This window comes from Sutcliffiella horikoshii, assembly GCF_019931755.1.
GTDB lineage: Bacteria > Bacillota > Bacilli > Bacillales > Bacillaceae_I > Sutcliffiella_A > Sutcliffiella_A horikoshii_E.
This window is the reverse complement of sequence record NZ_CP082918.1, coordinates 1,306,236-1,331,590: the sequence shown is the minus strand read 5'-3', so window position 1 is coordinate 1,331,590 and position 25,355 is coordinate 1,306,236. Positions and strand designations below refer to the sequence as shown.

The window sequence follows — 25,355 nt, the reverse complement described above, 5'->3', positions numbered from 1 at the left end:
ATAACTAGTCTTTCATCTTAGGATCTAATGCATCACGGAACCCGTCCGCTACAAGGTTAAACGCAATCATCAATAAACTGATGATAATTGCTGGGAACACCATGATGTGCGGGAAGATCTGCAAGGATTTGAATCCGTCGTCTATTAACGTACCAAGTGATGCCATAGGAGGCTTCAAGCCGAGTCCGATGAAGCTTAGGAATGCCTCGAAGAAAATAGCACTTGGAATGGTAAACATCGTATTAATGATGACTACTCCTACCACGTTCGGCAGTAAGTGTTTAGTTATGATTCGGTTATTGGTTGAACCGAGCGTTTTGGATGCAAGGACATATTCCTGGCTCTTAAGCTTTAGAACCTGCCCCCGGACGACCCTGGCCATTCCGACCCAACCGGTTATGGTTAATGCTATGGTAATCGCTATAATCCCCGGCTCAAGTACGAGAATCATTAGAATAACGATAACTAAATTTGGAATACCAACTAAAACTTCGATGATACGTTGCATGATGTTATCTGTACGTCCACCGTAAAAACCTGAAATTCCACCATAAGCTACACCTATTACCATATCAATGAAAGCTGCTAATAGGGCAATGTATAGAGAAATACGTGTACCTGTCCAAACACGTGTCCATAAGTCACGTCCAAGACTATCGGTACCGAACCAATAATAATCTTCAACTCCACGTTGTTCGTAAACGTCCACTCCATCTCTTGTTCCATCCATGATACCAAGTTTCTCAATGCCAGGAACTTTAGGAGGAAGATTCCCCTGTGTTACATCCTGAGTATTAAAACCGTGATTATTCATAAATGGTCCAAAAAGTGCAAGAAATGCAATGACGATTAGAATAACAGCTCCAGCAATAGCTGCTTTATTTTTCTTAATGCGCAACCATGCAGTTTGCCAATAGGTCAAACTTGGTTTCGCTATTTTTTCACTTTTACTAGGGTCTTGTACCGCCGGTTGGAATAATTCCTTTGGCAGTTTATCAAATTTGTTGTTATTCATTATTTCTTACCTCCTGCCAGGCGAATACGCGGGTCGATAATTCCATAAAGAATATCAACTACAAGAACGATGACAATGAAAAGTGCTGCAAAGAACAATGTCGTTCCCATGATTACTGGATAGTCGTTTGTTGTAATGGATCGCACAAACTGTTCTCCAAGACCTGGGATAGAGAAGATTTTCTCAATAACAAGTGTTCCTGTCATCAAACTTACAGCCAACGGTCCTAGAACCGTTACGACTGGAATCAATGCATTTCTTAATGCATGCTTTACTGCGATATCATAATTGGAAGCACCTTTAGCACGTGCCAAAGTAATATAATCTGAACCTAAAACCTCGATCATTTCGGTACGCATGAAACGTGCGGAAATGGCGATTGGGAACATCGCTAGTGCAATCGTTGGCAGGACCGTAAATTCCCATCCTGACCAGAAGGCAACTGGAAACCAGCCAAGTTTAACCCCAATCCAGTATTGTAATAATCCTGCGAAAACAAAGGAAGGAATCGATTTACCAAGCACGGCCATAATGGTGGAACCGTAGTCAACCCATGTGTTTTGTCTTAATGCAGCAATAACTCCTAAGAATATTCCGATTATTGTACCGAAGAACATTGCTTGGAACCCAAGTTGAGCTGATGGGCCGATACGCTGCATAATCAAACTCGTAACGCTTCTGTTGTCATATTGAAACGAGATACCAAGATCACCTTGAACTAGGCTTCCTAGATATTTCAAATATTGTACAGGCATTGGATCATCAAGACCATATTTGGCATTTAGAATTGCTTTTTGTGCTTCTGACAGTTTGTCTTGCATCGTAAATGGGGAACCTGGCATCATCTTCATCAGGAAGAATGTAAATGAGGCAATTAAGAATAAGGTGATAAACATATATAAGATACGTTGCAACAAGTACTTTGTCATCTCTGCACCTCCTAAAAAATAATGCGTCGAATTCGAATTGTTTATAATTTTCCCTAAAATTCGACAATTTCCTTACAGGGAAAAAGAGAGTATATGTTTCAAATATACTCTCTTTTTCTCTATTTTAAAAGAATTATTTTTATATCAGTATAATATTATTTACCGCTGATGTAAGCCCATTTGTAGCTGAAGTCAGGACCAAAGTTGTGACGGTATACGTTTTGAACGTAAGGCTTCCAAAGTCTTGTCGTACCACGTTGGTAGATTGGAGCAATCGCAGCGTCTTCTTCAAGAAGAATTCTTTCTGCTTCTTGCATCGCTTCAAAACGTTTTACTGGATCGTTCGCATACGTAGTCATTACGTCGTTCAATAATTTATCGTACTCTTCGTTGGAATAACCCATCTTGTTGTTTCCACCATCTGTAATCCAAAGATTAGAGAAAGAAATCGCATCAAGATAGTCAGGACCCCATCCAGCAAGCTGCATGTCATAGTCCATTGCTGCATCTAAATCCAGACGTTGAGCAAATGGTACTTCTTTCAACTTGATTGTTAAACCAGGAAGATTTTCTTGCAATTGGTTTTGAAGGTATTCTTGCATAGTTTTCGCTGTTTCAGTGTCTCCACCAAGGATTTCAATTGTAACAGCCTCAGTACCTAGCTCTTCAAGACCTTTTTCCCAATGCTCTTTAGCTTTTTCTGCATCAAATGCGTTTATATCGCCATTCTTTTCGCGGAAGTCTTCTCCTGTTTCAGGGTGTTGAACAAATTCAACAGGTACAGAGTAGTTTGCCGGAATAGAACCGTTGTTTAATACGTAATCAGCCATGTCTTGCTTATTGAAGCCCATAGAAATTGCTTTACGGATGTTAACATTCGCTAAAGCTTCGTTTTTCGTTTGGTTAAATTTAAACCAGAAAATAGTTGGCTCCAGGTAAGAAATCAAATCTGGATCTTCTTTGTACTGAGTTACAAAGTCAGATGTTAAACCAGGAGAAATATCAATTTGTTGTGCAGTGTATAAGTTAACACCAGTAGAAACTTCTTTAACAACTTTAACGTTGATTTCATCAAGTTTTACTGTTTCAGCATCCCAATAGTCAGCATTTTTCTTCATTGTCCAGCCTACTTCATGCTCCCAGCTGTCTAAAGTGAATGGACCGTTGTAGATTAGAGTGTCAGCTTCTAATGCATATTTGTCACCTTGTTCTTCCAAGAACTTTTGGTTTTGTGGGAAGAACGTAGGGAATGTCATTAAAGATTCAAAATAAGCAACTGGTTGCTCAAGCGTTACCTCAAGAGTATAATCATCAACTGCTTTTACACCAAGCTCTTCAAGTGGTAATTCACCAGCAGAAACTTGTGTAGCATTTTTGATTTTTCCATTCATCATATATGGACCATATTCAGAACCAGAGTTCGGGTCAACTGCACGCTGCCAAGCAAATACGAAATCGTTTGCCGTTACAGGCTCGCCGTTTGACCATACGGAATCTTCACGTAATGTGAAAGTATAAGTAAGACCGTCTTCGGATACTTCATGACTTTTCGCAACACCTTCTACTACTTCATCATTTTCTCCAAGTCTGTAAAGACCTTCAAAAACGTTGTTCATTACGTTGAATGCTACTGCATCAGTACCTTGTACTGAGTCCATTGTTGGAATCTCTGCAGAATCAACTACGTTAAGTACTTGTGGACCTGTAGGTTCTCCTTCACCTGCTGGTGGAGTTTCCCCTTGTCCTCCATTGTTTTGCGCTGAATTTCCGCCGCCACATGCAGCTAAGAAAGCACTAAGTACAAGTGTAAGCGCTAAAAGAAGTAAATATTTTGACTTTTTCATTTACTTAACCCCCTAGAAAATTATGTCGAAAATTGTTGTGTTTCGAGGTAACGATTTTTATTATACAAGTTTTCTAAACATTGTGCATTCATAAATTTAACGTCAATTTTACAAAATACTGATATTTCAAGCATATTCATTACAAAAATGGTTCGAAAGACCTATAAAGTTTTCGTGAATAATGCTTCAAATATTGCAAATATATTACAAACGTTACATCTTTTTGACTTTATACTTTTACAAGTAATTCCTTTTATAGTTTCTTTATATTTGTCTTATTCTATTCATTTCATTACAATACAATTTAGATGACAAATTTTAAACTTCTTACATAGGAGGGAGCATGAATATTTCGATTAGATCTTCACTCATCTTTTTCTTGATTTTACTTTTAGCGACATTCGGCACAAGTTGGATATATTATGGAGAAATTAACCTGCTGACCTTCATTAATACATCCTTTACCATTTCTAGTGTCTTTATTTTTATTTCTTTATTTACATTAGTGGTCCAAAAAGGTTTTTTTGATGGTATTACCTACAGTTTCAGAAGAATTTTTGCATCCTCACAACCTGACAAAGAGTTAGCACAAGATATTAGAAATGAAATGAGACCGCCATCTGAACTATTACAACCACTATCCACTCAGCATATTTTTGTAGCTTCCCTGTTGTTGTTCCTTTGTATGTTGATTTCGCTATTTATGTATTACAATAGTTGATATTTTCCATTGAAATGGTTATAATAAAAGAATATTTATTCAATAAAAGCAATGATGAAGAGTAGTACTAAACTGCTTAGTTTTTAGAGAGTTTGTGGGTGGTGTGAACAAACAGCTAACCGTTTAGGAATGGACTTCTGAGCTTCACGGCTGAACAAATTAGTAGGCTGTGACGTATCCTTACGTTACAAGGTTAAGTGATTTCTGCATTTTTTGTGTGAAATAATAAGGGTGGTACCACGGTCCATTCGTCCCTTTTTCAGGGATGATTGGGCCTTTTTGTGTGTGTTAAATCTTAACCGTTGATTTCCGTTCCAGGCGCTTCGCTTTCCTGCGGGCGGTCCGGGAGCCTCCTCACTTCGTTGCGGGGTCTCCCCTGTCCCTTCCTCCCGCGGGAGTCTGCGCGCCTTCCACTGCAATCAACTTATTATTTTATACAAAGTAAAAATAACCATCACCTATTTATAAAGAAGAGGAGAATAAACAATGAAAACAATTTTCTCAGGGATTCAACCAAGTGGGAATGTAACGCTTGGTAACTACATCGGAGCAATGAAGCAGTTTGTCGAACTGCAAAACGATTACAACAGTTACTTCTGTATCGTGGACCAACACGCAATTACAGTTCAACAGGATCCACAGGAGCTACGCAGAAATATCCGAAAGCTAGCTGCTCTATACCTTGCGATCGGCCTTGACCCAGAAAAAGCAACACTTTTTATTCAATCAGAAGTACCTGCGCACGCTCAACTTGGATGGATGATGCAATGCGTTGCGTATATCGGTGAATTGGAAAGAATGACACAATTTAAGGATAAATCAACAGGGAAGGAAGCCGTAACGGCGGGATTACTTACTTATCCACCATTAATGGCTGCAGATATCCTACTTTACAACACAGATGTTGTTCCCGTTGGAGAAGACCAAAAACAACATCTTGAATTGACAAGAGATCTTGCAGAACGTTTTAATAAAAAATACAGAGATATCCTGACTGTTCCAGAAGTTAAGATTGCAAAAGTCGGTGCGAGAATCATGTCTCTAACAGAGCCAACAAAGAAAATGAGTAAATCAGATCCAAATCTTAAGTCTTTTATCTCCTTATTGGATTCGCCCAAGCAACTGGAGAAAAAAATTAAGAGTGCAGTAACCGACTCTGAAGGAATTGTTCGTTACGATAAAGAAAACAAACCCGGAGTTTCCAATCTACTTTCTATCTATTCTATTTTGGCCAACAAAACGATTGAGGAATTGGAAGTTCAATATGAAGGAAAAGGATATGGAGACTTTAAAGGTGACCTTGCCAATGTAGTAGTTGAAGCTCTTGAACCTATTCAAACGAAGTACAATGATCTTATTGAATCAGACAAACTCGATGCCATCCTTGATGAAGGTGCCGAACGCGCAAACCGTGTTGCCATGAAAACACTTAAGAAAATTGAAAATGCAATGGGCCTAGGCCGCAAACGCCGTTAAGCACAAATAAAAAAAGCTGTCAGTGCAAATCTCTGACAGCCTTTTTCTTTCCTCGGAAATATTCGACAGTTAATTAACTTTCGGGTGTTGCTCCAACTCCCACAACTTCTCAAAGAACGGCTGACCTTTTACCAAATGCTCACAGAATGTCTGATGTTTTTCAGACCAACCTTCCCTTGTTTCCTCAAGCAACTGTGACCAGACTTCCTCAAAACTCATCGACTGAATTTCTCGGTAATGAATAGGGTTCCATTCCGTATACCAATATCTAATTTCAGCAACATTGCAAGTTGACCTTAATTGATCCAATGCCATAAAAAGAAGTTGCTTCAATTGTCTTTCTTTTCTAGTCAAACCGTTCATTATATCTGGTGATGGGGATAAAATATGATAATCTTTTTGCGATTTGCTAGTTGGTGAGAAAGAATACATTTGAAAATCATGGTTTTCCACCATATCATATACTAGTTGTTCTTGCCGTGGAATCAATCTACTTTTGCGAATTGGAATATTATAACCGATCGTATCAACAGCTAATATTCCCTGTCCATCTGTTACAACAAAGCAGTAGTCCAGTTGAATTCTCTCATGGTTTTTGCGAATGTAGCTTTTTTGAAAAATATCTTCCAGCAAAGATGAAGGCAGCTCTTGGAGGTCGTTTTCAATATAATGAAACAAAACAGAATCTACTTTCAATAGAGGAACTTGGTCCAACAATTCTACACTATCGTCCTTCCTCCACTCATGAAAATGACAAACATTATAACCGTTTTCTTCTCCTTCAAACCAATTTACCCATACGTCATGAAGATACAACATATCATACCCCTCACTTCACATCTACTCTTTTATTTATCCAACAGTATGAACAGTGAAGTGCATAATTATTCCAAAATACCCAATTAATTTTCCGTAAGTCTACTCTTTGTCCCGAAAAGACGGATTTGGGTCGCCAGATAAATAGATGCTGATGGCAACCAGAATCATACCAATAGGTAAAAGATAGCATTCTGGCCTGGTAAGCAGAAAAAATAAAAACTCCATTAAACTTAATCCTGTTGCAAATAGATTCAAGTATGCAATCGTGCTAATTCCGCCAACAACCGAGATGCCAAACCCAGTGACAAAAAGAATCCCCCTGATCATTAGCCATCTCTCACAAAATATTTCCTATTTATGAGCATAATAATGTCTCCTTGTCCAAACTATTATTATCATTTTATGACATGACAATAAAATAATGACAAGTTCGTCTAAAAATAGGCAAAAAGAAAAGCCGAGATCGGCTCTCAGCTTTTCTAGTCAAGTGTTTTTGGATCAAGTGCATCACGTAATCCATCTCCAACAAAGTTGAAACTTAACACTGTTATTAAAATCATTAACCCAGGAAATAACGGATACCACCAGTGTTTTAACATGATAGTAAAGTTTTGCGCATCCTGAAGCATGTTCCCCCAACTTGGTGTTGGCGGTTGGATCCCTAAACCTAAGTAACTTAACGCGGATTCTGCCAAGATAACTCCCCCTACTCCTAATGTTGCAGATACGATGATTGGACCCATCGCATTTGGTAGGATATGAGAGAAGATGATTGTATGACTTCTTGTTCCAATTGTTTTGGAAGCAAGAACGAATTCACGTGTACGAAGTGATAAGAACTCTCCACGCACAAGACGTGCTGTAAACGTCCATCCAGTTAAAGCGAAGATCAAGATTAGCTTGTCCACACCTGGTTGGAAGATTGTAACCAATGTGATTAGCAAGAAAATAGTTGGAATGGAAATGATAACGTCTACGATACGCATTAGAACTGCATCAATTTTTCCGCCGAAATAACCGGCAACCGCACCAATAACTGTTCCAATTGTAATAGAACCTGCTACAGAAGCAAATCCAACTAGTAGTGATACTCTAGCTCCGAACAGGATACGTGAAAATACATCACGACCATATCTGTCCGTTCCAAGCCAATGTTCTCCACCTGGAGTCTGTAATTTGTTCAATAAGCTTTGCTTTTGCGGTTCAAACTGTGCAATAAGTGGTGCAAATAGTGCTAGTGTGATGATTATGAAGAGAAGTACTGCCCCGATGACAGCAAGTTTATTCTTCATAAATTTACTAATCGTTATTTTCGTTAATGTATCAGGTTTTTTCTTAATATTGGGGTTTAACGATTGGTTAGTTGGTTGAGTTGATGGTTGAGTTTGCATCGATGTTCCCCCTTCTAGTACTCAATTCTCGGGTCAAAAATTGCATATAGGATATCGGCAACCAAGTTTCCGATAACTACAAAGACCGCTGAGATAACTGTTAGTGCCATAATTACTGGATAGTCACGCTGGAAGGCGGAATCAAAGAATAACAATCCAATACCAGGCCAAGCAAATATTTTTTCAACAATAACCGATCCCCCAATGAAACCGGGTAGCATTAAACCAAAAATCGTAATTACTGGAATCAATCCATTACGTAAACCGTGTTTATATGTTACTTTGTTTTCTTTTAATCCTTTTGCTCTTGCTGTACGCATATAGTCTTGCTTCAAAACTTCAAGCATACTAGAACGTGTATACCTCGTTAGCCCTGCCATATCAGCTGTTGCTAATACGAATGCAGGCAATATTAAGTGATGTATTCTATCAAGTATGCTGAATTCAGCATTCAAGGTAGCTACCCCACCGGTAGGAAGCCATTGCAGCTGCACAGCAAATACCATGATTAGAACTAAACCTATCCAGAAGTTAGGTGTTGCCAGACCAAGGAAAGATGTAACTGTAACAGTATAATCAGTTAGACTGTACTGCTTTCTAGCGGAAATAACTCCAAACGGAATTGCTACAATTACTGCCAATACAGTTGAAACAATCATTAGTAATAATGTATTAGGCAGACGATTCATAATCATTTCACTAACTGGCACTCCACGGCGGATTAATGACTCACCAAAATCCCCTGTCGCCATGTTTGATACCCATGTAAAATATTGCTCGTGTATTGGATCATTTAATCCATATCGTTCTTCAAATTTCTTCATATCTTCTTTACTAATATTCGGATCCATCATTAAAGAGGTAGGACCACCTGGTGCCATTTGGATAATGGCAAAGGATAATACTGTAATACCGAATAATAGGGGAATCGCCATTAAACAACGGCGGATGATATATGAGATCATAGCTGATTCTCCTTTTCTGTCTTTACTTTAGGAAGGTAGAAGTAAACGTGTTTTTTATTTTAATACTGTACATTTTGCGACGTTGCACAGTAAAGTGTTCAAATTTAAAGAAATACAAGTTTGGTCATTCCAAACTGTATATTTCCGAGCCGTGGAAATTGTGTCAAAGTAATTCCATTCAGTAAAAAAGAAGGAAGGGAAACTCCCCTCCCCTCTTTTCAACCATTAAACGGGGTTAAATTAGTTAGCTGTGTTTAACCACCATTTGCTGATGTTGTAGAACTCATCTCTTGCATGGAACTCAAAGCCTTCTAGCTCAGTAGGCATTGCACGGTGTGCATTTGGATAGTACAAGAAAGTATATGGTTGCTCTTCAGCAATGATTCTGTTGATTTCTTGGATCTTAGCAGCACGCTCGTCACGATCCATTGTTAGGTTAGCTTCGTCCATTAACTTATCAGCTTCTGGGTTAGACCAACCAACGAAGTTCAAACCTTCTTCGATTTCTTTAGAGTGGAAGATTCCACTTGGATCTGGATCTGTAGATAGAGCCCATCCTAGGATGATAGCATCGAAGTTCCATTTTGGAGGATCGATGTCAGCCAAGAATGCAGACCATTCCATGATATCTGGAGTAACTTTGATTCCAAGCTCAGCGAACTGCTCTTGAACTACTACAGCGATATCTTCACGAACTTTGTTACCTTGGTTAGTTTTTAAAGTGAACTCAAATTTCTGACCGTCTTTTTCAAGAGTTCCGTCAGCACCTGGAGTCCATCCAGCTTCTTCAAGCATTGCTTTTGCTTTTTCTACATCGTACTCAAAACGTGGAACATCTTCGTCATAAGCCCAGCTAAGTGGAGACTCAGGAACATCAGCAACTTCACCGTCACCGTTCATTACAGATTCAACGATAAGCTCACGGTCAAGTGCGTGAGTAAGAGCTTGACGTACTTTTACATCTTGGAATAATGGGTTACGTAGGTTGTACCCTAAGTAAGTGTAAGATAATGCTAAACCAGACTCGATTTTAAGGTCTCCGTTAGCTTCCCATTCTTGAACTGTTGCAATGTCCGTTGAAGGAACAGTATAGTATTGGATATCGCCAGCTGCTAAAGCAGTCATTAATGCGTCAGCATCAGGAATAATGCGGTAAGTTAAAGAATCTAAGTATGGACGACCATCCCAGTAGTCATCATTTGCTACAACTTTAACAAATTGTCCATCTTCCCAAGTTTCGAATTTGAATGGACCTGCTCCGATTGGGGCTTTAGTGTTGAATTCAGTGTACTCACCAAGTTCAGCAACTGGAACTTCTCCTAAGATGTGCTCAGGAAGGATTGGGTAACCTAATGCGATGTGGATTGTAGGATCTACAGCATTAAGAGTTACTTTAACAGTTAAATCGTCAACTTTTTCAACTGATTCGATTTTCTCGAAGTAACCAGCACGAGGACCATCATAGTCTTCGTTTAAAGGAATGCTTAGAGTGAAGACAACGTCATCAGCAGTTAGAGCTTCGCCATCGTGGAACTTGATGCCGTCTTTGATTTTTAGCGTGTGAACTAGGTCATCTTCAGAGATATCCCAGCTTTCAGCCATGTTCAATTTTGTTTCAAAAGAAGTGTCGCTCGTTAATAATCCGTCAAAAATGAAACCTTCAATTGCAGAACTTGCAGTATCTGCAGAGTAAAGTGGGTTGAACATTGTCGGGCTACCAGTAGAACCAATTACAAGATCTCCACCTTGTACAGGCTCATTTGTAGCTTCTTCATCTTCTTCAGCCGCTTCACCATTGTTTTCACCAGCTGCATTGTTAGTGTTGTTTGTGTTGTTAGTATTTGTACCTGCATTGTTCGATCCGCTACAAGCAGCAAGGAACAAGGACAGAACTAACGTTAAAACGATAAGTAGTAATGATTTTTGTTTCACGTTTACTCCCCCTAAAATTTTTTAATGTTCTGAAAATGAAAGGTAAAGAAAGTTAGCTGTTGGATTATCTCCCCCTTTCAAAGGGTATATATTTTATGTACTTGCCACCTATTCATATAGGTGACAAGCAACAAAATGATCTGGTTTAACCTCTTTGAATTGAGGAATAATCTGCTTACAAACGTCCATTGCTGCTGGACATCGTGTATGGAATACACAACCAGTCGGCGGGTTAGCCGGGCTTGGTAATTCACCCTTTAGAACGATCCGCTCTCTCTTCACTTGCCCTTTGCGGCGAGTAGAAGGAACAGCAGATAATAAAGCTTGAGTGTAAGGATGAAGTGGTTCACTATATAAATCTTGCTTGGTAGCTAGTTCCATCATCCGCCCTAAATACATTACGCCGACCCTGTCACTAATATGACGAACTACACTTAAATCATGCGAGATAAAGATATAAGATAGTCCCATTTCTTTCTGAAGGTCTTGCATAAGATTGATAATTTGGGCTTGTATAGATACATCCAGTGCAGATACTGCTTCATCGGCAATAATCAATTCCGGATTTAAGGCAAGGGCTCTAGCAATCCCGATACGTTGACGTTGTCCTCCGGAAAACTCATGTGGGTAACGGTTGATAAAACTTGGATCTAATCCCACTTTTGCCAGTAATTCTTGCACTTTTTCTTCACGCTCTTTTTTAGTGAACAAGTTATGCGTGTTATATGGTTCTTTTAGGATTGATCTTAATGTTTTTCTTGGGTTAAGCGTCGCGAACGGGTCTTGGAAGACCATTTGAATGTCTTTACGAACCGTTTTTCTAAGTTCGCTTTCACTCATTGTCGCAATATCTCTTCCCTTGAATATGATGTTTCCTTCTGTAGGTTCGTATAGTCTGATGATGGTTCTTCCTGTTGTGGATTTTCCACATCCAGATTCACCAACAAGTCCTAATGTTTCACCTTTTTTAATATAAAAGTTTAGGTCATCAACCGCTTTTACATCCCCTACATGCTTTTGTAATAATCCTGCTTTAATTGGAAAGTATTTCTTCAAACCTCTTACTTCAAGGATATTGTCAGAACTTGTTTCCGTTAAAGTCTTTTCTGATTTAATCTCGGTTGCAGTCATTATTTCGCCTCCTCGCCTTCGTATAAGAAGCATCGAACAGAGCGGTTTCCGCTTCGCTTAAGAAGTTCAGGAACTTCGCTATGACAACGATCGAATGCTTTTGGACAGCGTGGGGCAAAACGACAGCCCTGTGGTAAATTGGTTGGCGGTGGTACGTTACCATCGATAGATTGAAGGCGAGAAATATCTCCTTCAATATCAGGGATGGACCCCATCAAACCATTTGTGTATGGATGCAGCGGCTCTTCGAACAAATCGTCAACTGACGCTTCTTCTACCACTTGACCACAATACATAACTACTACTCTATCAGCTACTTCTGATACAACCCCTAAGTCATGTGTAATTAACAAGATGGAAGTGTCAAATTTATGGCTAAGGTCTTTCATTAAATCTAGTATTTGAGCTTGAATGGTAACATCCAGCGCTGTTGTTGGCTCATCCGCAATTAATAACTTTGGATTACAGCTCATCGCCATCGCGATCATTACCCTTTGTCTCATACCACCTGAAAGACGGTGCGGATAATCATTGACAATTTCAGCTGCTCTTGAAAATCCTACAACTTCTAACATTTCAATCGCTTTTTTCATTGCTGCTGTTTTAGTCATTTTTTGATGAAGAATTAATACTTCGGTAATTTGCTCACCGATTGTTAAAACAGGATTCAATGATGTCATCGGTTCCTGAAAGATCATGGAAATATCGTTTCCGCGAACTTTACATAATTGGTTTTCTGTCAGTTTCACAAGATCCTGTCCGTCGAATAGAATTTCTCCATCAACGATTTTTCCTCCTGGGCTTGGAACAAGACCCATAATAGATAGGGAAGTAATAGATTTACCAGATCCTGATTCTCCAACGAGTGCTACAGTCTCTCCTTTTTTAATGGAGATATCTACACCATCTACAGCTGGAATAGCTTGCTTTTTTCTAAAAAAGTGAGTTTTTAGGTTTCTCACTTCCAATAAAGCTGACATTTAGCCTTCACCATCCTTTTTTCTTTCGATGCATGGTCTGTATGATGTCTAAATATGTAATATATAGAAATTAGAAAATTTAACTAATTCTTAATCTTTATATTACAAATTTACAAAACTACTAGCTATTAATCTATTCAAAGATTGCCATTATAGATTTTCCATGCTGTTTATTACAAAATCTTCAGTCTTTTTACTCAAAATTTACTGTAAAAACTAAATTATCGGAAAATAATTATCGTCTGTTTGTATATTATTACAATTCCGTTACAAGTTCAAGCTTATTTTGAAAATAAACTAAAAATTTTTTTAATTGAAACTTGTAGCAATCTTCTACAAAAACTGATTATATACAAAAAAAAACAAAAAAACTAGCTTTTTTTGCTAGATTTTTTGTTTTTTGTAATTTTTCTCCTATTCCTCAAAGAATTATTCAAATGATAGCTTTGCTATCTCAGAAAGGCTCTTTGACATTAATGCTCTATAGGTAATTTTCTCCTCTTTTAATATTTTTTGAATAAGGTAGTATCCCACACAATAACCAAGCATTTTCGGATAAAATCCTTTTCCATATAGTAGTTTCATATGATCCCTTTCGCTCTTTTTCACTTCTTTGTTGGGAATTATATATTTGTTTAGGAAATTTTCAAGTTCTTTATCCGTGTAGTAAGAAGTCCAGCTAGAGGTATATTCTTTTCCTACTAAGCTTTTTACCGCACTTTCCGCAAGACCTTCAATTAGTACAGAATCTAAAAGCGTATATTGATCATCTTTTCTGTTGTTCTTGGAGAGTACACATATATGGTTATATTCATGAGTCAACAATGCCTTCATTTCGTTCACTTCAATATCCTCCGGTAGAAATAAGAACAGTTTATCTTTGAATGCTACCCCGGCTTTTCCTTTGAAATCCCTTTTCATTTGGTTATTGTGTTTATCCGAAGGAAAGATGAAAATCGGGATATCCGGTCCATTCCAAAGTTTCTTTAACCGTTTCCATTCTCCTAAGACAATATTCCAGCAATCCAATGTCTTTAATTTTTCAACCGTCCCTTTTCCATCCCTGACCGGTCGATACATCCCATGCATAATTAGATAATCGTATAGTTCCGCTGCAGTTACGTCCTCAAAGTACTTCAGCAATTTCTTGGAAATGTTCAATGGCTGGTGATAGTCTTCTTCCAACCATCTATCCGTATGAATAATACTCATGTTCTACAGCCCTTTTCTTTGCTTTTTGATGTCATTGTATGATGAAGAGGGGGGATTGGTGAGGTAACAAAAAAAGCAGCAGAAAGTATAAATCACTTCCTACTGCTTTTAACTAAAATTACTTATTCGTATTTTTTAAACACAATCGTTGCATTGTGTCCGCCAAAGCCTAGTGAGTTGCTCATTGCAGCTTTGACTTCTTTGTGCCTCGCTTCGTTCGGTACATAGTCAAGGTCACATTCTGGATCTGGTGTATCTAGATTGATGGTTGGCGGTATAACGGCGTTTTCAATGGCCTTAATGGTAAAAATCGCTTCTACCCCACCTGCTGCTCCAAGCAAATGACCTGTCATGGACTTTGTAGAGCTAATAGCTACATCGCTCGCATGTACGCCAAGCACTTCTTTGATAGCAAGTGTTTCAAACTTGTCATTATATTCCGTGCTTGTTCCATGTGCATTAATATAATCGATATCTCCTGGTTGAAGGCCGGCATCTTCAATCGCCATTCTCATCGCACGGACACCGCCTTCTCCGCCCGGTGCAGGTGCTGTGATATGATGGGCATCACCAGTCGCGCCGTAGCCAACAATCTCGGCATAAATGCGAGCACCGCGTGCCAGGGCATGTTCAAGCTCTTCCAACACGACAATCCCTGCTCCTTCACCCATGACAAAGCCGTCACGGTTTGCATCAAATGGTCGGCTCGCCGTTTTTGGATCTGGGTTCATGGATAATGCTTTTGCAGAACTGAATCCTGCAAAGGACATTTCCGTCAGTGGCGCTTCTGTTCCTCCTGAAATCATAACATCCGCATCACCGCGTTGGATGACTTTAAATGCATCTCCAATGGAGTTTGTACCTGTTGCACAGGCTGTTACCGTACAAGAGTTCACACCTTTTGCCCCAAGTGCGATACTGATTTGACCTGTAGCCATATCAGGAATCATCATTGGAACGAAGAACGGGCTTACACGACGTGCTCCTTTTTCCAAGAAAGTTTTATACTGTTGTTCAAAGGTCTCCATTCCACCGATTCCAGAACCTACCCAAACACCAACTCTAGGTGCCATTTCATCTGTAATGTCCAGATTGGCATCTTTAACAGCCATGAAAGAAGCTGCAATAGCGTATTGAGTGAAGCGATCCATTCTTCTTGCTTCTTTTTTATCCATAAAATCTTCTGCATTAAAGTTTGTGATTTCTGCAGCCACTTTTGCCGGGAATTTTTCACTATCCACTCTAGTAAGCGGTCCTACACCAGAAACTCCGTTAATCGCATTTTCCCACGCCTCATTTACATTTAAACCGATTGGAGTCACCGCTCCAAGGCCAGTTACTACTACTCTTTTTTTAGGCATTTGCATGATTGTCCTGCTCCTTCCACCATTGTATCCAATTAATATTTATTATCTTCCCCATCTAATGGCGATTGCTCCCCAAGTTAATCCTCCACCAAATCCTACCATAACCACTAAATCATCGTCATGTATATTTCCTTTTTCGATTTCCTCCACTATGGAAATCGGAATGGAGGCAGCCGATGTGTTTCCGTATTTCTGCACAGTCATTGACATCTTTTCCAGTGGAAGGCCTAGTCTTTCTCTCGCAGCTTCCATGATTCGAATGTTTGCTTGATGAGGAATAAGGAAATCCACATCTTCTTTTGATAAACCGGCTTTTTCTAATACATTTACAGCTGATTCACCCATTTGACGAACCGCAAATTTAAATACTTCGCGGCCATTCATTACAATGGTTTCATCCTGATATAAATGTTTCGCTCCAGTGCCGTCTGCTCCAAGTTCGAAAGATAGAATTCCTCTACCTTCTGAAACCGGTCCAATTATAGTTGCACCTGCCCCATCACCGAAAAGGACTGCTGTGTTGCGGTCTTCCCAGTCCACAATCTTGGACAGTTTTTCTACACCTACTACTAGAACATGTTTATATGTTCCGGCTTCCACAAATTGTTTTGCAGTGATGATTCCATACATGAATCCGGCGCATGCTGCACTCATATCAAAGGCGCATGCCTTTTTGGCACCTAGTCGTTCCTGAATCATGCAAGCAACACTTGGAAAAGGATTATCAGGTGTGACAGTAGCAACGATGATCATGTCTAGTTCTTCTGCTGTGATTCCTGCATCCTTCAAGGCTTTTTCTGCTGCAAAATATGCCATCTGTGATGTATCTACATCGTCTGTTGCAATTCTTCGTTCTTCTATGCCTGTTCTTGTTTTTATCCATTCATCTGTGGTATCAACCATTTTTTCCAAATCTGCATTGGTTAATATTTTTTCAGGTACATATCTACCGATTCCTAGTATCCCTGCATTCACCGATATAACACCTAACTCTCTTTTTGGACTTTTAACTTTTTTAATATCAATTATTATGACTTGGTACTAATTTTAACGCATTCTATCTGGATTGACAATACATAAATGCCTATTTTGCTTGAAAGGGAAGCTTTTGGACCAATGCCTATCCCATTTAAATTAGACGGCATACTATAGTTTCAGAGGGGGATAAATGCTGATTAGGTGAGGTGAAAATCATGAGTGAAGAACAAAAAAAGGTGGACAGCGAGATCGAAGTAGATCCATTCACTAGAATGATGTTTGGAGTTCAACCTAGAAAACAACCAGCCGAAGATATAATGGAAAGTGCTTCTGATAAAAAGGTTGGGGATGAATATTACGCACTTATGGAGCAGGTAGACTCCATTATGGAATCAGTCAATAAGCTGAAACCGATGATTAAAGAGTTTTCTCCAATATTAGATTATTTCAAGAAGTAACCCATTCAGGATGCACATAAAAGGGACTATCCAGCAAATCTCCCCTGGATAGTCCTTATTTTATTCCATATTTAACGCATTTTGCTTTCCAAGTTCATATGCTTCATCCATCACTTTTGTCAGTAAGGAGACAAGTGGTTGAATATGTTGAGGCTCCAACTCCAGCCCTGTTTCATCAAGCATTTGTTGTGCTTCTGGTAAATATTTCATAGCTATTTCCATATATTGCATCGTTCTATCTTGTTCCATATTCGTACCTACTTTCTATTTTTCGTTTGGTAATAATCCGGTGGACTTATAATCCTCGATTTGTTGATTAATGTTTTCCTGGTATTCCTTGCTTACTAGCGGACTGAATGTCCCAAGTGAAATGACATCATCTTTAAAATCAAAGGAAAGGTTACCAGATTCTAATTCCCCTGCAAAGAAACGACTAGCCACCAGTTCGTACAAGGCAGGGACATGCTGAATGGTGCTGGTAAGTACAGTATTCTCCCCTAAGTCTGACTGATCAGAGACGAATCCTACCGCATATAGACCCTGTTCCTTTAAGCTATTGATGACAGGAACATTATATCCATCACCAGCAGGATACACAACATCCACCTCTTGAGCGATCATATCATCAAGCACTTCCAATGCTTTATCAGGATTATTCCAGTCTTGCGTGTACTTTATTATAATTTTAGCATCAGGATTTTCATGTAATGCCCCTTCGAAGAATCCGTCCACTTCAGGCTGCCATTCAAATGCGGCTAAAATTCCGATAGTATTAGTCTCCGTCATATGACCAGCTACCATCCCACCGAAAAAGCCCATGGCATGTGCTTCAAAATTTAAGCTTGTTACATTATCACCTTGAACTTGTGAATTAAAACATACAAAATGAATGTCTGGATAATCAGATGATATCTCATTAAATGTTTGCGCATATTCGCTGCCGTGCCCAAATACCAAGGTAACTCCGTCTTTATGAAACTCTTTCACCGCTTCTTTAATCGATGTATCAGTATGTATGCCTTCTTTATAATATACATCCAGGTCATATTCCGTTTGAATCCGCAACAGCCCTTTATAGCCTTTTGTTCCCCATACCTGATCACTTATCGTATCAGGGACCAACAAGCCGACCTTTTGATCTCCGCTTTCAGGAGTAGTTTGTCCACATGCAGTTAATAAAAGAATAAATAGTATGATTACCATTAATGATTTTTTCATGTAAGTACCACCCCCTAGTGCCTAAAAGGATTGCCCCTCTATTTCTGTTTCACGATCTTCCTTCTATATTGTACATGCTTTAATGATAAAGGAAAAGTTAATATTCTGTTAAAATGCTTGGAATAGAGGGGCAGGTCTCTACTAATCGATTTTTAATCTATGATACAACTGATCTCTTTGTGCTTGTATACCTTCTTTTATTGTATGCTGTTGTGGCACTTTGTACTTTGTGAGCTTCTGTACTTCCTCCGGTTCAACAATAGTCAGGCAAGTTAGATTTAACTCTTTTATTAATTCTTCCATTGCTTTTGGGTTATCATTCTCGAAAAGGACCTCCGTCACCTCTTCATCACGAATTAGAAAGTAATAGATAGCTTCTGCAACATCCTCCACAAACAAAACATCATGTTCTTTGATTGCCATCGGTTCAGGTTCTTTCTGCTCTAATTCTTCTAATAGTCTTTTATTGACCGATTCCTCTTCATGCTGCCATGGACCATAGACCATCGGCAAATATATGGCATAAGAGGATTGGTCTTGGCTACCTGATAACTTACTCATTACATGTTGTCTAAATTCGCTGGTCATTGAAATCTTGCGATAAGAAGAGATAAATACAAGTTTCTTTGCATTTCCTGCTAGATCGACATATTGTTTTTGTTCTTTTTCATCCAGTTTATCAATCTCGTCAAGACAATAAAATACGGTATCTATGCTTTGATTAAAAAAACGATCTGATTGAGAACTAAAAAAAGCGTTGCGACCAATCTCCATTAACATCTCTTCGGATTTTCCATCCATTTTCTCCGACCATACCAGTCCTGTAACTTCTACTTCTTTGGCAATCAGATATTGACAAAGGGCGAAACCAACTTGTGTGGTGGCTCCAAGGACCACTGCATTTTTCATCATTTTATTATTCCACCCATCTTTATTGATATTGTATCCATATGCAAAAAAACAAAATTATAGTCCCGATTCCATGACAGCGGAATGGGACTTTTTATAATTCTTGTTCATATTTCTTGAAGAACTGGCATATGGATGGACCGTATGAATATCGTTTTTCTACAAGATGATAGGCAACTGTGATTGGTGAGTGATTCTTTGAGCGCAACTCTTCATATTTTTTGCAGTGAAGATTAGGATCGAACGTAAAATTGGTGGTGGTTTGCCATATTTTTACTGGTACGGAACATTGTTGAAACCGACTTAAATCAGGAAGATCTTGATATGCTTCGAGTTCATTAACTGGCACATTATAGGCCTTTGCGATTTCATTTTTCACCTTTTTATAGAAAAACTTTCTGTCTTTTTCCTGTGCGAGTTGTGCTTTTAAATCCATGCATGGATTAATGAATGCAACCGAACGAATCTGTTCTTTTAACTCCTCCATTAGTTGCAAGGCTGTCAGCGCACCCATCCCTTCTGCTATGATATGAATTTTATCATTTAGGATTTCTTGTTTCATGATAATATGATAAAGCTGTTTGGCCTGAAGCACCGATTGACTGCTCCCCCAATGAGCCCCATAAAGGTTGGAATAAAACAAGGTATATCCACATTTCAGAATTTCTTCAACAATTTTATTTCGCCCGATATGTTGCAACCACAGGCTATTATGTTCATCAACGAAATGGTTGGCATCTCCAATGATTAGACAGCCGAAACCATTCGGTTTTTCTGGCACATGTACAGCATTCCATTGACCGCCCATTTGAAAAAAACGTTGATTTAAGCTCATCTGACTCATCTCCCCCCCATTTCACAAACTTATATATCGTATGCTATGTAGAAAAGTTCTGTTATGACAGAGTCAAAAGGCCACTTTTCAAAGATAAAAATATAAAACACAATCTAAAAAAAAGAAAAAGGAAGGCGTCAAAACCTAATCCCTTCCCACTTCGTCATATTGAAGCTCTTCTCTTAAATTCTCCAAAGTACGTTGACCCAGCTCAGTCAAATTACTCCCCTCTTGATCTAACAACATTTTCAATTCAAGAAGTTTTTCATTACTATTCACCATTTAACAACCCCTTTTTCGACTAAGTTAAACATATTTACATTTATTATATGTCGCGTTTGTGGTAAAATATCCTCTGAATGAGCTTTGAAATAATGAAATGGAGGGGGAGTCACAATGCGCGCATTTTGGACTATTTTCTGGTCACTTCTTCTTATAAACATGGTTTCTTATGTTGTAGCTAACATGCAGGGTGATACATATAACTACGTATTAGCTTCAATCATCGCGGTCGTTTTCGCTGTATTAGTGATGCTGATCGGGGAAGCGTTACCAAACGAACCGGTAGAAAAGCACTGATATTTGTAAAAAAAGAACTTGCTCCCTGAGACAAGTTCTTTTTTTGTCTATACTATTATTTGTCACGGATGATGAGTTTTCCTTCTTCTACTTCAATAATTATTTTTTGAAAATCTTGGATGCTTCCTTTTATTATTTCTTTTGCAATTAAAGTCTCGATATGTTTTTGGATAAAACGTTTTAACGGCCTTGCCCCGAAAACCGGATCATAAGCACTGTCTGCAATAAAGCGTTTTGCCTCTTCTGACAGAGCTAATGTCAAATGCTTATCCTCCAGTCGTTTTTGTAAATCCTTTATCAACTTTTCTACAATTAGTCCAATTTCACTTTTAGATAGTGGAGAAAAAATGACCGTGTCGTCTATTCGGTTTAACAATTCTGGTCTGAAGTGGCTTCGTAATTGCAGAATCACTTTTTCCTTAGTATCCTCCGTTAGCTCTTCTCCTGCATGTTCCAACAAGATATGAGAGCCGATATTTGAGGTCATGATGATGACTGTATTTTTGAAATCGACTGTTTTTCCTTGTGAATCTGTAATCCTTCCGTCATCCAACATTTGCAATAGGATATTGAAAACTTCAGGGTGAGCTTTTTCCACTTCATCTAGAAGGACTACAGAATAAGGCTTCCTTCTGACTGCTTCTGTCAATTGTCCACCTTCTTCATAGCCAACATAGCCTGGAGGTGCGCCGATCAATCTTGAAACCGCATGTTTTTCCATATACTCTGACATATCAATGCGTATGATTTGTTCTTCACTATCAAAAAGCGATTGTGCAAGCGCTCTGGCAAGTTCCGTCTTCCCTACACCAGTAGGACCAAGGAATATGAAAGAGCCAATGGGACGGTTTGGATCCTTTATTCCTGCTCTTGCCCGAATGACTGCTTCCGATACAAGCTGGACTGCTTCTTCTTGCCCGACTACCCGTTCATGAAGAATTTCTTCCAGTTTTAAGAGCTTTTCTCTTTCCCCTTCCACAAGCTTTGTGACAGGAATGCCTGTCCACTTAGCCACAATCCCGGCAATCTCTTCTTCTGTCACTTCTTCTCTTAGAAGTTGGTTTGATGCTTTCTTCTGTTTGGCTTTTTCCTCTAGTTGGATAAGTTCTTTCTCTAAACTAGGAATTTTGCCGTGCCTTAGTTCTGCAGCCTTGTTCAGGTCATAATCATTTTCAGCTGTTTCCAAGTCGCGTTTCGACTTTTCCAGCTCCTCTCGTTTGATTCTGACTAACTGGATATCATCCTTCTCCAGTTGCCATTGCGCTTTCATTGCTGAAGCACTCTCTTTTAAGTTGGCTAATTCTTGCTGAAGTTGAGTAAGCCTCTCCATGCTCGCCTGATCCTTTTCTTTCTTAAGGGCCGCCTCCTCAATTTCTAGTTGCATTACTCTTCTTGTCACTTCATCCAGTTCAGATGGCATGGAGTCTATTTCAGTCCGAATCATAGCACACGCTTCATCCACCAGATCAATTGCCTTGTCTGGTAAAAAGCGTTCAGAAATATAACGATTTGATAAGACTGCCGCCGAAACGATGGCCCTGTCGTGGATATTGACACCATGATGTATTTCAAAACGTTCTTTGAGTCCGCGTAAAATAGAGATGGTGTCCTCCACTGTAGGTTCTTGGACAAGAACTTGTTGAAAACGGCGCTCTAACGCTGGGTCTTTTTCAATATATTGTCGATGCTCATTTAAGGTTGTGGCACCTATACAGTGCAATTCACCGCGAGCAAGCATGGGTTTAAGCATATTGCCCGCGTCCATAGAACCTTCCGTTTTACCGGCACCGACTATGGTGTGCAGTTCGTCGATGAAAAGCAGAATCTGCCCGTCGCTCTTTTTGATTTCCTGGAGCACTGCTTTAAGGCGTTCTTCAAACTCTCCCCTGTATTTTGCACCGGCTACTAGTGAGCTTAAGTCGAGCGAAAATATAGTTTTATCTTTTAAGCCGTCTGGAACGTCTTTTCTCACAATTCTTTGTGCAAGTCCTTCAACAATTGCGGTTTTTCCTACACCCGGTTCACCGATCAGGACAGGGTTGTTTTTGGTTTTTCTGGAAAGAATTCTGATGACCCTGCGTATTTCTTGATCACGTCCAATTACAGGATCCAGTTTGCCGCTTTTAACTTCTTCAATTAAATCTCTTCCATATTTTTTTAACGCCTCATATGTAGATTCAGGTTCTTTGGAAGTCACTCGTTGGTTCCCCCTTATTTCTTGGATGGCTGCTTTTAATCTTTCTTCGGTAATATCATAGGTGTTGCTTAATTTTTTCAATTGGTGGGTGGTGGTGTTCTTATGGAACAGTGCTAGAAGAATATGTTCGATGGAGAGATAGTCATCTTCCCATTCTGTTTTCCATTCATCTGCTTTTTTGAACGTTTGGTTCAGTTGATTGCTTATATAGGCGTCACTGGTTGCACCGCTCACTTCAGGTTTTGATCTAAGTAAGGTATTAAGGTCGAGTTGGAGCGCCTGTGTATCTGCTTTTAGCTTACTCAACACTCTGTCTGTAAGCCCCTCATACTGCTGAAGCAATGCAAGAAGAAGGTGCTCATGTTCAATTTGCTGATGGTTCATCTTTTCCGCAAGACTCTTGCCCATCACAACGGCTTCTTGGAGCTTGGTGGTCATTTGGTTGATGTTCATATTTGAGATCACTCCTTTTTTATAATATTTCTACGTACCGAGCCATCTAAAAGTTTCCTCATTGAATATCCAAAAAAGCCACCCTCTCATAAAGAGGATGACTTAATAGTTACGGACGGCGCTTTTTCGCCCAGAGGCGATTGTGGTTGGAAGTTTCGGGAAAAGTGTCCCCGGCTTTTAGGTTTACCTTCTGAGGATTTTTCACTCCGCTTCCGGTCTCACCTATTTCTAAATAAATGCCGTTATTGGGCGCTTTTTGACCCGGTCTGAATTGTTGATTCTGTCCCATACGAATACCTCCTATAGTCAGATCATGAAAATTCTAAGACTGTACCGTAAAATGAGATGAAATTATCTCCTTTTTATCGTACCCAAGTTGTCCTGTTTCATGTCTCAATCCATAGAGGCTTCTGTCATCCATAATTAAGCAATCGTCAGAACTTCATGCTTAGAGGCAAGGTCAATAAAATGGCCCATGCCGCTAATTTCCCCACTTATGAGCTGCTTTTCCACCTCATAATGGTCTACACAAGTTTTACAAGCATATACAGGAACGCCAGCTTCATGGATCTCTTTCAGGTGGACAGATACAAGTGATTCTTCTGTTAACGTGTATACCCCTGTGTTCATCAGAAAAATTGCCTCTGGCTTATCTTCGCGTTGCTTTAGAATGGTAAAAAATGTCTCAAGCACACCTTCACCTAAAGCTTCATCACCTTTACCCAATTGATTGGAACTGACAAGTATCACTTTGTTTTTCATGACCATTTCTCCCCTTCCACTCTAATGTGTTTTTTAGTCTGTAACGTTCAATGCTATTTTTGCAAGACGGGACATTCGATCCTTGCTCCAAGGCGGATTGAATGTAATATTCACATCCACATCATTGATTTCTTCCACTGGTGCAAGCTTCTTTTTGACATCTTCCACAATCTCCCCTGCAAGCGGGCAACCGATAGAAGTCAATGTCATAGTAATATCCACATTATTGGATGCGTCGATCTCCACGTCATAAACTAGTCCAAGGTTAACAATGTCAACCCCAAGTTCAGGGTCCTCCACTTCTTCCAATATCTCCATTACTTTATCTTTTAATGTTTCCTGCATGATATCGCTCCTTTACATTTTGTGTTAGGTGCTCAGCAAACCAATCCACTGTTGCCAACACACCTTCTCTGCTCACTTTATGATCTGCATATTCATCCACGATGACCTTTATATTGTTTGGCTTATTTTTATAATAACCTTTATTGGCTTTTACAAACGTCAATAATGGATCAATCGGAACCTCTGTGTCCCGTTTCCCATGCCAGCATAACAAAGGCCTTTCTTCAAGGGATGATGGGTCGCTTGCTAGATCATATGGTTTTAATTTCGCATAGTATGATTCCAATTGCTCATCTGAAAATGGCAATGCAAACCCTGCCTCAAGGAACTTGTCCACTTTGTAGCGTGCAAAATCTTGATAGCTTGGACAACCCATTAAACTGACTGCTGCTTTGATCCAAGGATATTTTTTTAATGCACCAAAGGTTACGATGCCGCCCATGGATGTTCCTGCAACCCCAATTTCCGTTTCATCAGCTAATCCTGATTCCGTGAGGTGTTTCTTTAAAATATCTATTTCATGAACCGTTTGTATCACAATTTCCCAGAATGCCTGCATCATTTGTTGACTCTTCAATCCGCTATCCCTGTCACCATGATGGATGCAATCAGGAAGTATGACGCGGAAGCCTTTTTCAGCTAAAAGGTAGGCATAATGCAGGTTATTTTCCTTTACACTTTGAAACCCATGTACAAAGATAACAGTAGGCTTCGAATTTGAAAAGGAATCTGCTTCACATACATGAAGATAGGAAACAGCACCTGTCTTCTGCTTGATGACATTTATCATCTTACGTCCCCCAGTCCAGTTTTTACCTCATTTTTCCTATTTAATATAC

27 protein-coding genes and 1 other annotated feature are annotated in these 25,355 nt (G+C 39.3%); of the genes, 4 read left to right on the top strand and 23 right to left on the bottom strand.

All coding sequences use genetic code 11. The features are described 5' to 3' along the window. Nucleotides 1-4: 4 nt before the first annotated feature. The 3 genes from opp3C to K7887_RS06805 form a co-directional block, all read right to left on the bottom strand. Nucleotides 5-1,015, bottom strand: a complete 1,011-nt coding sequence (opp3C, locus tag K7887_RS06815) for an oligopeptide ABC transporter permease (RefSeq protein WP_223492792.1) — start codon at nucleotides 1,013-1,015, stop codon at nucleotides 5-7. After that, complete coding sequence (gene opp3b, locus K7887_RS06810) at nucleotides 1,015-1,944, bottom strand: oligopeptide ABC transporter permease (protein WP_223492791.1); 930 nt, start codon at nucleotides 1,942-1,944, stop codon at nucleotides 1,015-1,017. Before opp3b ends, opp3C begins: the two co-directional genes overlap by 1 nt. Before the next feature lie 155 nt (nucleotides 1,945-2,099). Next, the gene (locus tag K7887_RS06805) at nucleotides 2,100-3,788 is read right to left on the bottom strand and encodes a peptide ABC transporter substrate-binding protein (RefSeq protein ID WP_223492790.1); all 1,689 of its coding nucleotides are present in this window, start codon (nucleotides 3,786-3,788) and stop codon (nucleotides 2,100-2,102) included. A 343-nt stretch (nucleotides 3,789-4,131) separates the two neighbouring features. Between K7887_RS06805 and K7887_RS06800 the strand changes: the two genes are divergently transcribed. Together K7887_RS06800 and trpS are read left to right on the top strand one after the other, a co-directional pair. Then, the gene (locus tag K7887_RS06800; RefSeq protein ID WP_223492789.1) at nucleotides 4,132-4,509 is read left to right on the top strand and encodes a DUF3899 domain-containing protein; all 378 of its coding nucleotides are present in this window, start codon (nucleotides 4,132-4,134) and stop codon (nucleotides 4,507-4,509) included. 42 nt (nucleotides 4,510-4,551) lie between these two features. Next, nucleotides 4,552-4,768: a binding site (T-box leader), on the top strand. A gap of 227 nt (nucleotides 4,769-4,995) precedes the next feature. Then, a complete protein-coding gene (gene trpS, locus K7887_RS06795) occupies nucleotides 4,996-5,985 on the top strand; it encodes a tryptophan--tRNA ligase (RefSeq protein WP_223492788.1) in 990 nt (329 codons plus the stop codon). Nucleotides 5,986-6,054: 69 nt separating this feature from the next. Here the strand turns inward: trpS and K7887_RS06790 are convergent, their stop codons facing one another. The 10 genes from K7887_RS06790 to K7887_RS06745 form a co-directional block, all read right to left on the bottom strand. After that, complete coding sequence (locus K7887_RS06790) at nucleotides 6,055-6,804, bottom strand: YjbA family protein (protein WP_223492787.1); 750 nt, start codon at nucleotides 6,802-6,804, stop codon at nucleotides 6,055-6,057. 99 nt (nucleotides 6,805-6,903) lie between these two features. Beyond that, the gene (locus K7887_RS06785) at nucleotides 6,904-7,131 is read right to left on the bottom strand and encodes a YuzI family membrane protein (protein ID WP_223492786.1); all 228 of its coding nucleotides are present in this window, start codon (nucleotides 7,129-7,131) and stop codon (nucleotides 6,904-6,906) included. A 152-nt stretch (nucleotides 7,132-7,283) separates the two neighbouring features. Further along, a complete protein-coding gene (opp4C, locus tag K7887_RS06780) occupies nucleotides 7,284-8,195 on the bottom strand; it encodes an oligopeptide ABC transporter permease (RefSeq protein ID WP_223492785.1) in 912 nt (303 codons plus the stop codon). A 14-nt stretch (nucleotides 8,196-8,209) separates the two neighbouring features. Next, on the bottom strand, nucleotides 8,210-9,160 hold the full coding sequence (locus K7887_RS06775; RefSeq protein ID WP_223492784.1) for an ABC transporter permease: 951 nt from the start codon (nucleotides 9,158-9,160) through the stop codon (nucleotides 8,210-8,212). Nucleotides 9,161-9,400: 240 nt separating this feature from the next. Continuing rightward, nucleotides 9,401-11,092 (bottom strand): peptide-binding protein, encoded by a 1,692-nt coding sequence (locus K7887_RS06770; RefSeq protein WP_223492783.1) that lies wholly within the window; start codon nucleotides 11,090-11,092, stop codon nucleotides 9,401-9,403. 108 nt (nucleotides 11,093-11,200) lie between these two features. Beyond that, a complete protein-coding gene (locus K7887_RS06765; RefSeq protein WP_223492782.1) occupies nucleotides 11,201-12,223 on the bottom strand; it encodes an ABC transporter ATP-binding protein in 1,023 nt (340 codons plus the stop codon). Continuing rightward, entirely contained in the window at nucleotides 12,223-13,203 is a 981-nt protein-coding gene (locus K7887_RS06760; RefSeq protein WP_223492781.1) for an ABC transporter ATP-binding protein, read from the bottom strand. The genes K7887_RS06765 and K7887_RS06760 overlap by 1 nt, the downstream gene beginning before the upstream one ends. A 429-nt stretch (nucleotides 13,204-13,632) precedes the next feature. Continuing rightward, nucleotides 13,633-14,415, bottom strand: coding sequence for a DUF2268 domain-containing putative Zn-dependent protease (locus K7887_RS06755; protein ID WP_223492780.1), 783 nt, complete (start codon nucleotides 14,413-14,415; stop codon nucleotides 13,633-13,635). 122 nt (nucleotides 14,416-14,537) lie between these two features. Then, nucleotides 14,538-15,776, bottom strand: a complete 1,239-nt coding sequence (gene fabF, locus K7887_RS06750; protein ID WP_223493599.1) for a beta-ketoacyl-ACP synthase II — start codon at nucleotides 15,774-15,776, stop codon at nucleotides 14,538-14,540. 48 nt (nucleotides 15,777-15,824) lie between these two features. Further along, the gene (locus K7887_RS06745; RefSeq protein WP_223492779.1) at nucleotides 15,825-16,757 is read right to left on the bottom strand and encodes a beta-ketoacyl-ACP synthase III; all 933 of its coding nucleotides are present in this window, start codon (nucleotides 16,755-16,757) and stop codon (nucleotides 15,825-15,827) included. A gap of 218 nt (nucleotides 16,758-16,975) precedes the next feature. Between K7887_RS06745 and K7887_RS06740 the strand changes: the two genes are divergently transcribed. After that, nucleotides 16,976-17,218 carry a hypothetical protein gene (locus K7887_RS06740; protein WP_223492778.1) on the top strand — a complete coding sequence of 81 codons (243 nt, stop codon included), beginning with the start codon at nucleotides 16,976-16,978 and terminating at the stop codon, nucleotides 17,216-17,218. A 60-nt stretch (nucleotides 17,219-17,278) separates the two neighbouring features. Here the strand turns inward: K7887_RS06740 and K7887_RS06735 are convergent, their stop codons facing one another. The 5 genes from K7887_RS06735 to K7887_RS06715 form a co-directional block, all read right to left on the bottom strand. Continuing rightward, a complete protein-coding gene (locus K7887_RS06735; RefSeq protein WP_223492777.1) occupies nucleotides 17,279-17,467 on the bottom strand; it encodes a ComZ family protein in 189 nt (62 codons plus the stop codon). Nucleotides 17,468-17,482: 15 nt separating this feature from the next. Then, nucleotides 17,483-18,436, bottom strand: coding sequence for a BMP family ABC transporter substrate-binding protein (locus K7887_RS06730; RefSeq protein ID WP_223492776.1), 954 nt, complete (start codon nucleotides 18,434-18,436; stop codon nucleotides 17,483-17,485). Nucleotides 18,437-18,577: 141 nt separating this feature from the next. Next, entirely contained in the window at nucleotides 18,578-19,348 is a 771-nt protein-coding gene (locus tag K7887_RS06725) for an NAD-dependent epimerase/dehydratase family protein (RefSeq protein WP_223492775.1), read from the bottom strand. Between the two features lie 91 nt (nucleotides 19,349-19,439). Next, nucleotides 19,440-20,180: an alpha/beta fold hydrolase gene (locus tag K7887_RS06720; RefSeq protein WP_223492774.1), complete on the bottom strand. Its 741-nt coding sequence runs from the start codon at nucleotides 20,178-20,180 to the stop codon at nucleotides 19,440-19,442. A 144-nt stretch (nucleotides 20,181-20,324) separates the two neighbouring features. Next, nucleotides 20,325-20,462: a hypothetical protein gene (locus K7887_RS06715; RefSeq protein WP_223492772.1), complete on the bottom strand. Its 138-nt coding sequence runs from the start codon at nucleotides 20,460-20,462 to the stop codon at nucleotides 20,325-20,327. Nucleotides 20,463-20,576: 114 nt separating this feature from the next. Here K7887_RS06715 and K7887_RS06710 point away from each other — a divergent pair, with 114 nt between their 5' ends. Beyond that, on the top strand, nucleotides 20,577-20,759 hold the full coding sequence (locus K7887_RS06710) for a YjzD family protein (protein WP_010192034.1): 183 nt from the start codon (nucleotides 20,577-20,579) through the stop codon (nucleotides 20,757-20,759). A gap of 55 nt (nucleotides 20,760-20,814) precedes the next feature. On the opposite strand, the gene clpB is transcribed toward K7887_RS06710, so the two are convergent. The 5 genes from clpB to K7887_RS06685 all read right to left on the bottom strand — a co-directional run bounded on the left by clpB (nucleotide 20,815) and on the right by K7887_RS06685 (nucleotide 25,306). After that, nucleotides 20,815-23,409 (bottom strand): ATP-dependent chaperone ClpB, encoded by a 2,595-nt coding sequence (gene clpB, locus K7887_RS06705; RefSeq protein ID WP_223492770.1) that lies wholly within the window; start codon nucleotides 23,407-23,409, stop codon nucleotides 20,815-20,817. Nucleotides 23,410-23,518: 109 nt separating this feature from the next. Beyond that, nucleotides 23,519-23,698 carry a YjzC family protein gene (locus K7887_RS06700; RefSeq protein WP_010192036.1) on the bottom strand — a complete coding sequence of 60 codons (180 nt, stop codon included), beginning with the start codon at nucleotides 23,696-23,698 and terminating at the stop codon, nucleotides 23,519-23,521. Nucleotides 23,699-23,832: 134 nt separating this feature from the next. Then, entirely contained in the window at nucleotides 23,833-24,171 is a 339-nt protein-coding gene (locus K7887_RS06695; RefSeq protein ID WP_223492762.1) for a DsrE family protein, read from the bottom strand. Nucleotides 24,172-24,204: 33 nt separating this feature from the next. Beyond that, nucleotides 24,205-24,519 carry a metal-sulfur cluster assembly factor gene (locus K7887_RS06690; protein ID WP_223493598.1) on the bottom strand — a complete coding sequence of 105 codons (315 nt, stop codon included), beginning with the start codon at nucleotides 24,517-24,519 and terminating at the stop codon, nucleotides 24,205-24,207. Further along, nucleotides 24,494-25,306 (bottom strand): alpha/beta fold hydrolase, encoded by an 813-nt coding sequence (locus K7887_RS06685; protein WP_223492761.1) that lies wholly within the window; start codon nucleotides 25,304-25,306, stop codon nucleotides 24,494-24,496. The genes K7887_RS06690 and K7887_RS06685 overlap by 26 nt, the downstream gene beginning before the upstream one ends. Between the last annotated feature and the right edge of the window lie 49 nt (nucleotides 25,307-25,355).

Excerpts from the sequence above, each read along its gene's own strand:
- opp3C (WP_223492792.1), bottom strand. The coding sequence starts at position 1,015 with ATGAATAACAACAAATTTGATAAACTGCCAAAGGAATTATTCCAACCG.
- opp3b (WP_223492791.1), bottom strand. The coding sequence starts at position 1,944 with ATGACAAAGTACTTGTTGCAACGTATCTTATATATGTTTATCACCTTA.
- K7887_RS06805 (WP_223492790.1), bottom strand. The coding sequence starts at position 3,788 with ATGAAAAAGTCAAAATATTTACTTCTTTTAGCGCTTACACTTGTACTT.
- K7887_RS06800 (WP_223492789.1), top strand. The coding sequence starts at position 4,132 with ATGAATATTTCGATTAGATCTTCACTCATCTTTTTCTTGATTTTACTT.
- trpS (WP_223492788.1), top strand. The coding sequence starts at position 4,996 with ATGAAAACAATTTTCTCAGGGATTCAACCAAGTGGGAATGTAACGCTT.
- K7887_RS06790 (WP_223492787.1), bottom strand. The coding sequence starts at position 6,804 with ATGTTGTATCTTCATGACGTATGGGTAAATTGGTTTGAAGGAGAAGAA.
- K7887_RS06785 (WP_223492786.1), bottom strand. The coding sequence starts at position 7,131 with ATGATCAGGGGGATTCTTTTTGTCACTGGGTTTGGCATCTCGGTTGTT.
- opp4C (WP_223492785.1), bottom strand. The coding sequence starts at position 8,195 with ATGCAAACTCAACCATCAACTCAACCAACTAACCAATCGTTAAACCCC.
- K7887_RS06775 (WP_223492784.1), bottom strand. The coding sequence starts at position 9,160 with ATGATCTCATATATCATCCGCCGTTGTTTAATGGCGATTCCCCTATTA.
- K7887_RS06765 (WP_223492782.1), bottom strand. The coding sequence starts at position 12,223 with ATGACTGCAACCGAGATTAAATCAGAAAAGACTTTAACGGAAACAAGT.
- K7887_RS06760 (WP_223492781.1), bottom strand. The coding sequence starts at position 13,203 with ATGTCAGCTTTATTGGAAGTGAGAAACCTAAAAACTCACTTTTTTAGA.
- K7887_RS06755 (WP_223492780.1), bottom strand. The coding sequence starts at position 14,415 with ATGAGTATTATTCATACGGATAGATGGTTGGAAGAAGACTATCACCAG.
- fabF (WP_223493599.1), bottom strand. The coding sequence starts at position 15,776 with ATGCCTAAAAAAAGAGTAGTAGTAACTGGCCTTGGAGCGGTGACTCCA.
- K7887_RS06740 (WP_223492778.1), top strand. The coding sequence starts at position 16,976 with ATGAGTGAAGAACAAAAAAAGGTGGACAGCGAGATCGAAGTAGATCCA.
- K7887_RS06735 (WP_223492777.1), bottom strand. The coding sequence starts at position 17,467 with ATGGAACAAGATAGAACGATGCAATATATGGAAATAGCTATGAAATAT.
- K7887_RS06730 (WP_223492776.1), bottom strand. The coding sequence starts at position 18,436 with ATGAAAAAATCATTAATGGTAATCATACTATTTATTCTTTTATTAACT.
- K7887_RS06725 (WP_223492775.1), bottom strand. The coding sequence starts at position 19,348 with ATGATGAAAAATGCAGTGGTCCTTGGAGCCACCACACAAGTTGGTTTC.
- K7887_RS06720 (WP_223492774.1), bottom strand. The coding sequence starts at position 20,180 with ATGAGCTTAAATCAACGTTTTTTTCAAATGGGCGGTCAATGGAATGCT.
- K7887_RS06715 (WP_223492772.1), bottom strand. The coding sequence starts at position 20,462 with ATGGTGAATAGTAATGAAAAACTTCTTGAATTGAAAATGTTGTTAGAT.
- K7887_RS06710 (WP_010192034.1), top strand. The coding sequence starts at position 20,577 with ATGCGCGCATTTTGGACTATTTTCTGGTCACTTCTTCTTATAAACATG.
- clpB (WP_223492770.1), bottom strand. The coding sequence starts at position 23,409 with ATGAACATCAACCAAATGACCACCAAGCTCCAAGAAGCCGTTGTGATG.
- K7887_RS06700 (WP_010192036.1), bottom strand. The coding sequence starts at position 23,698 with ATGGGACAGAATCAACAATTCAGACCGGGTCAAAAAGCGCCCAATAAC.
- K7887_RS06695 (WP_223492762.1), bottom strand. The coding sequence starts at position 24,171 with ATGAAAAACAAAGTGATACTTGTCAGTTCCAATCAATTGGGTAAAGGT.
- K7887_RS06685 (WP_223492761.1), bottom strand. The coding sequence starts at position 25,306 with ATGATAAATGTCATCAAGCAGAAGACAGGTGCTGTTTCCTATCTTCAT.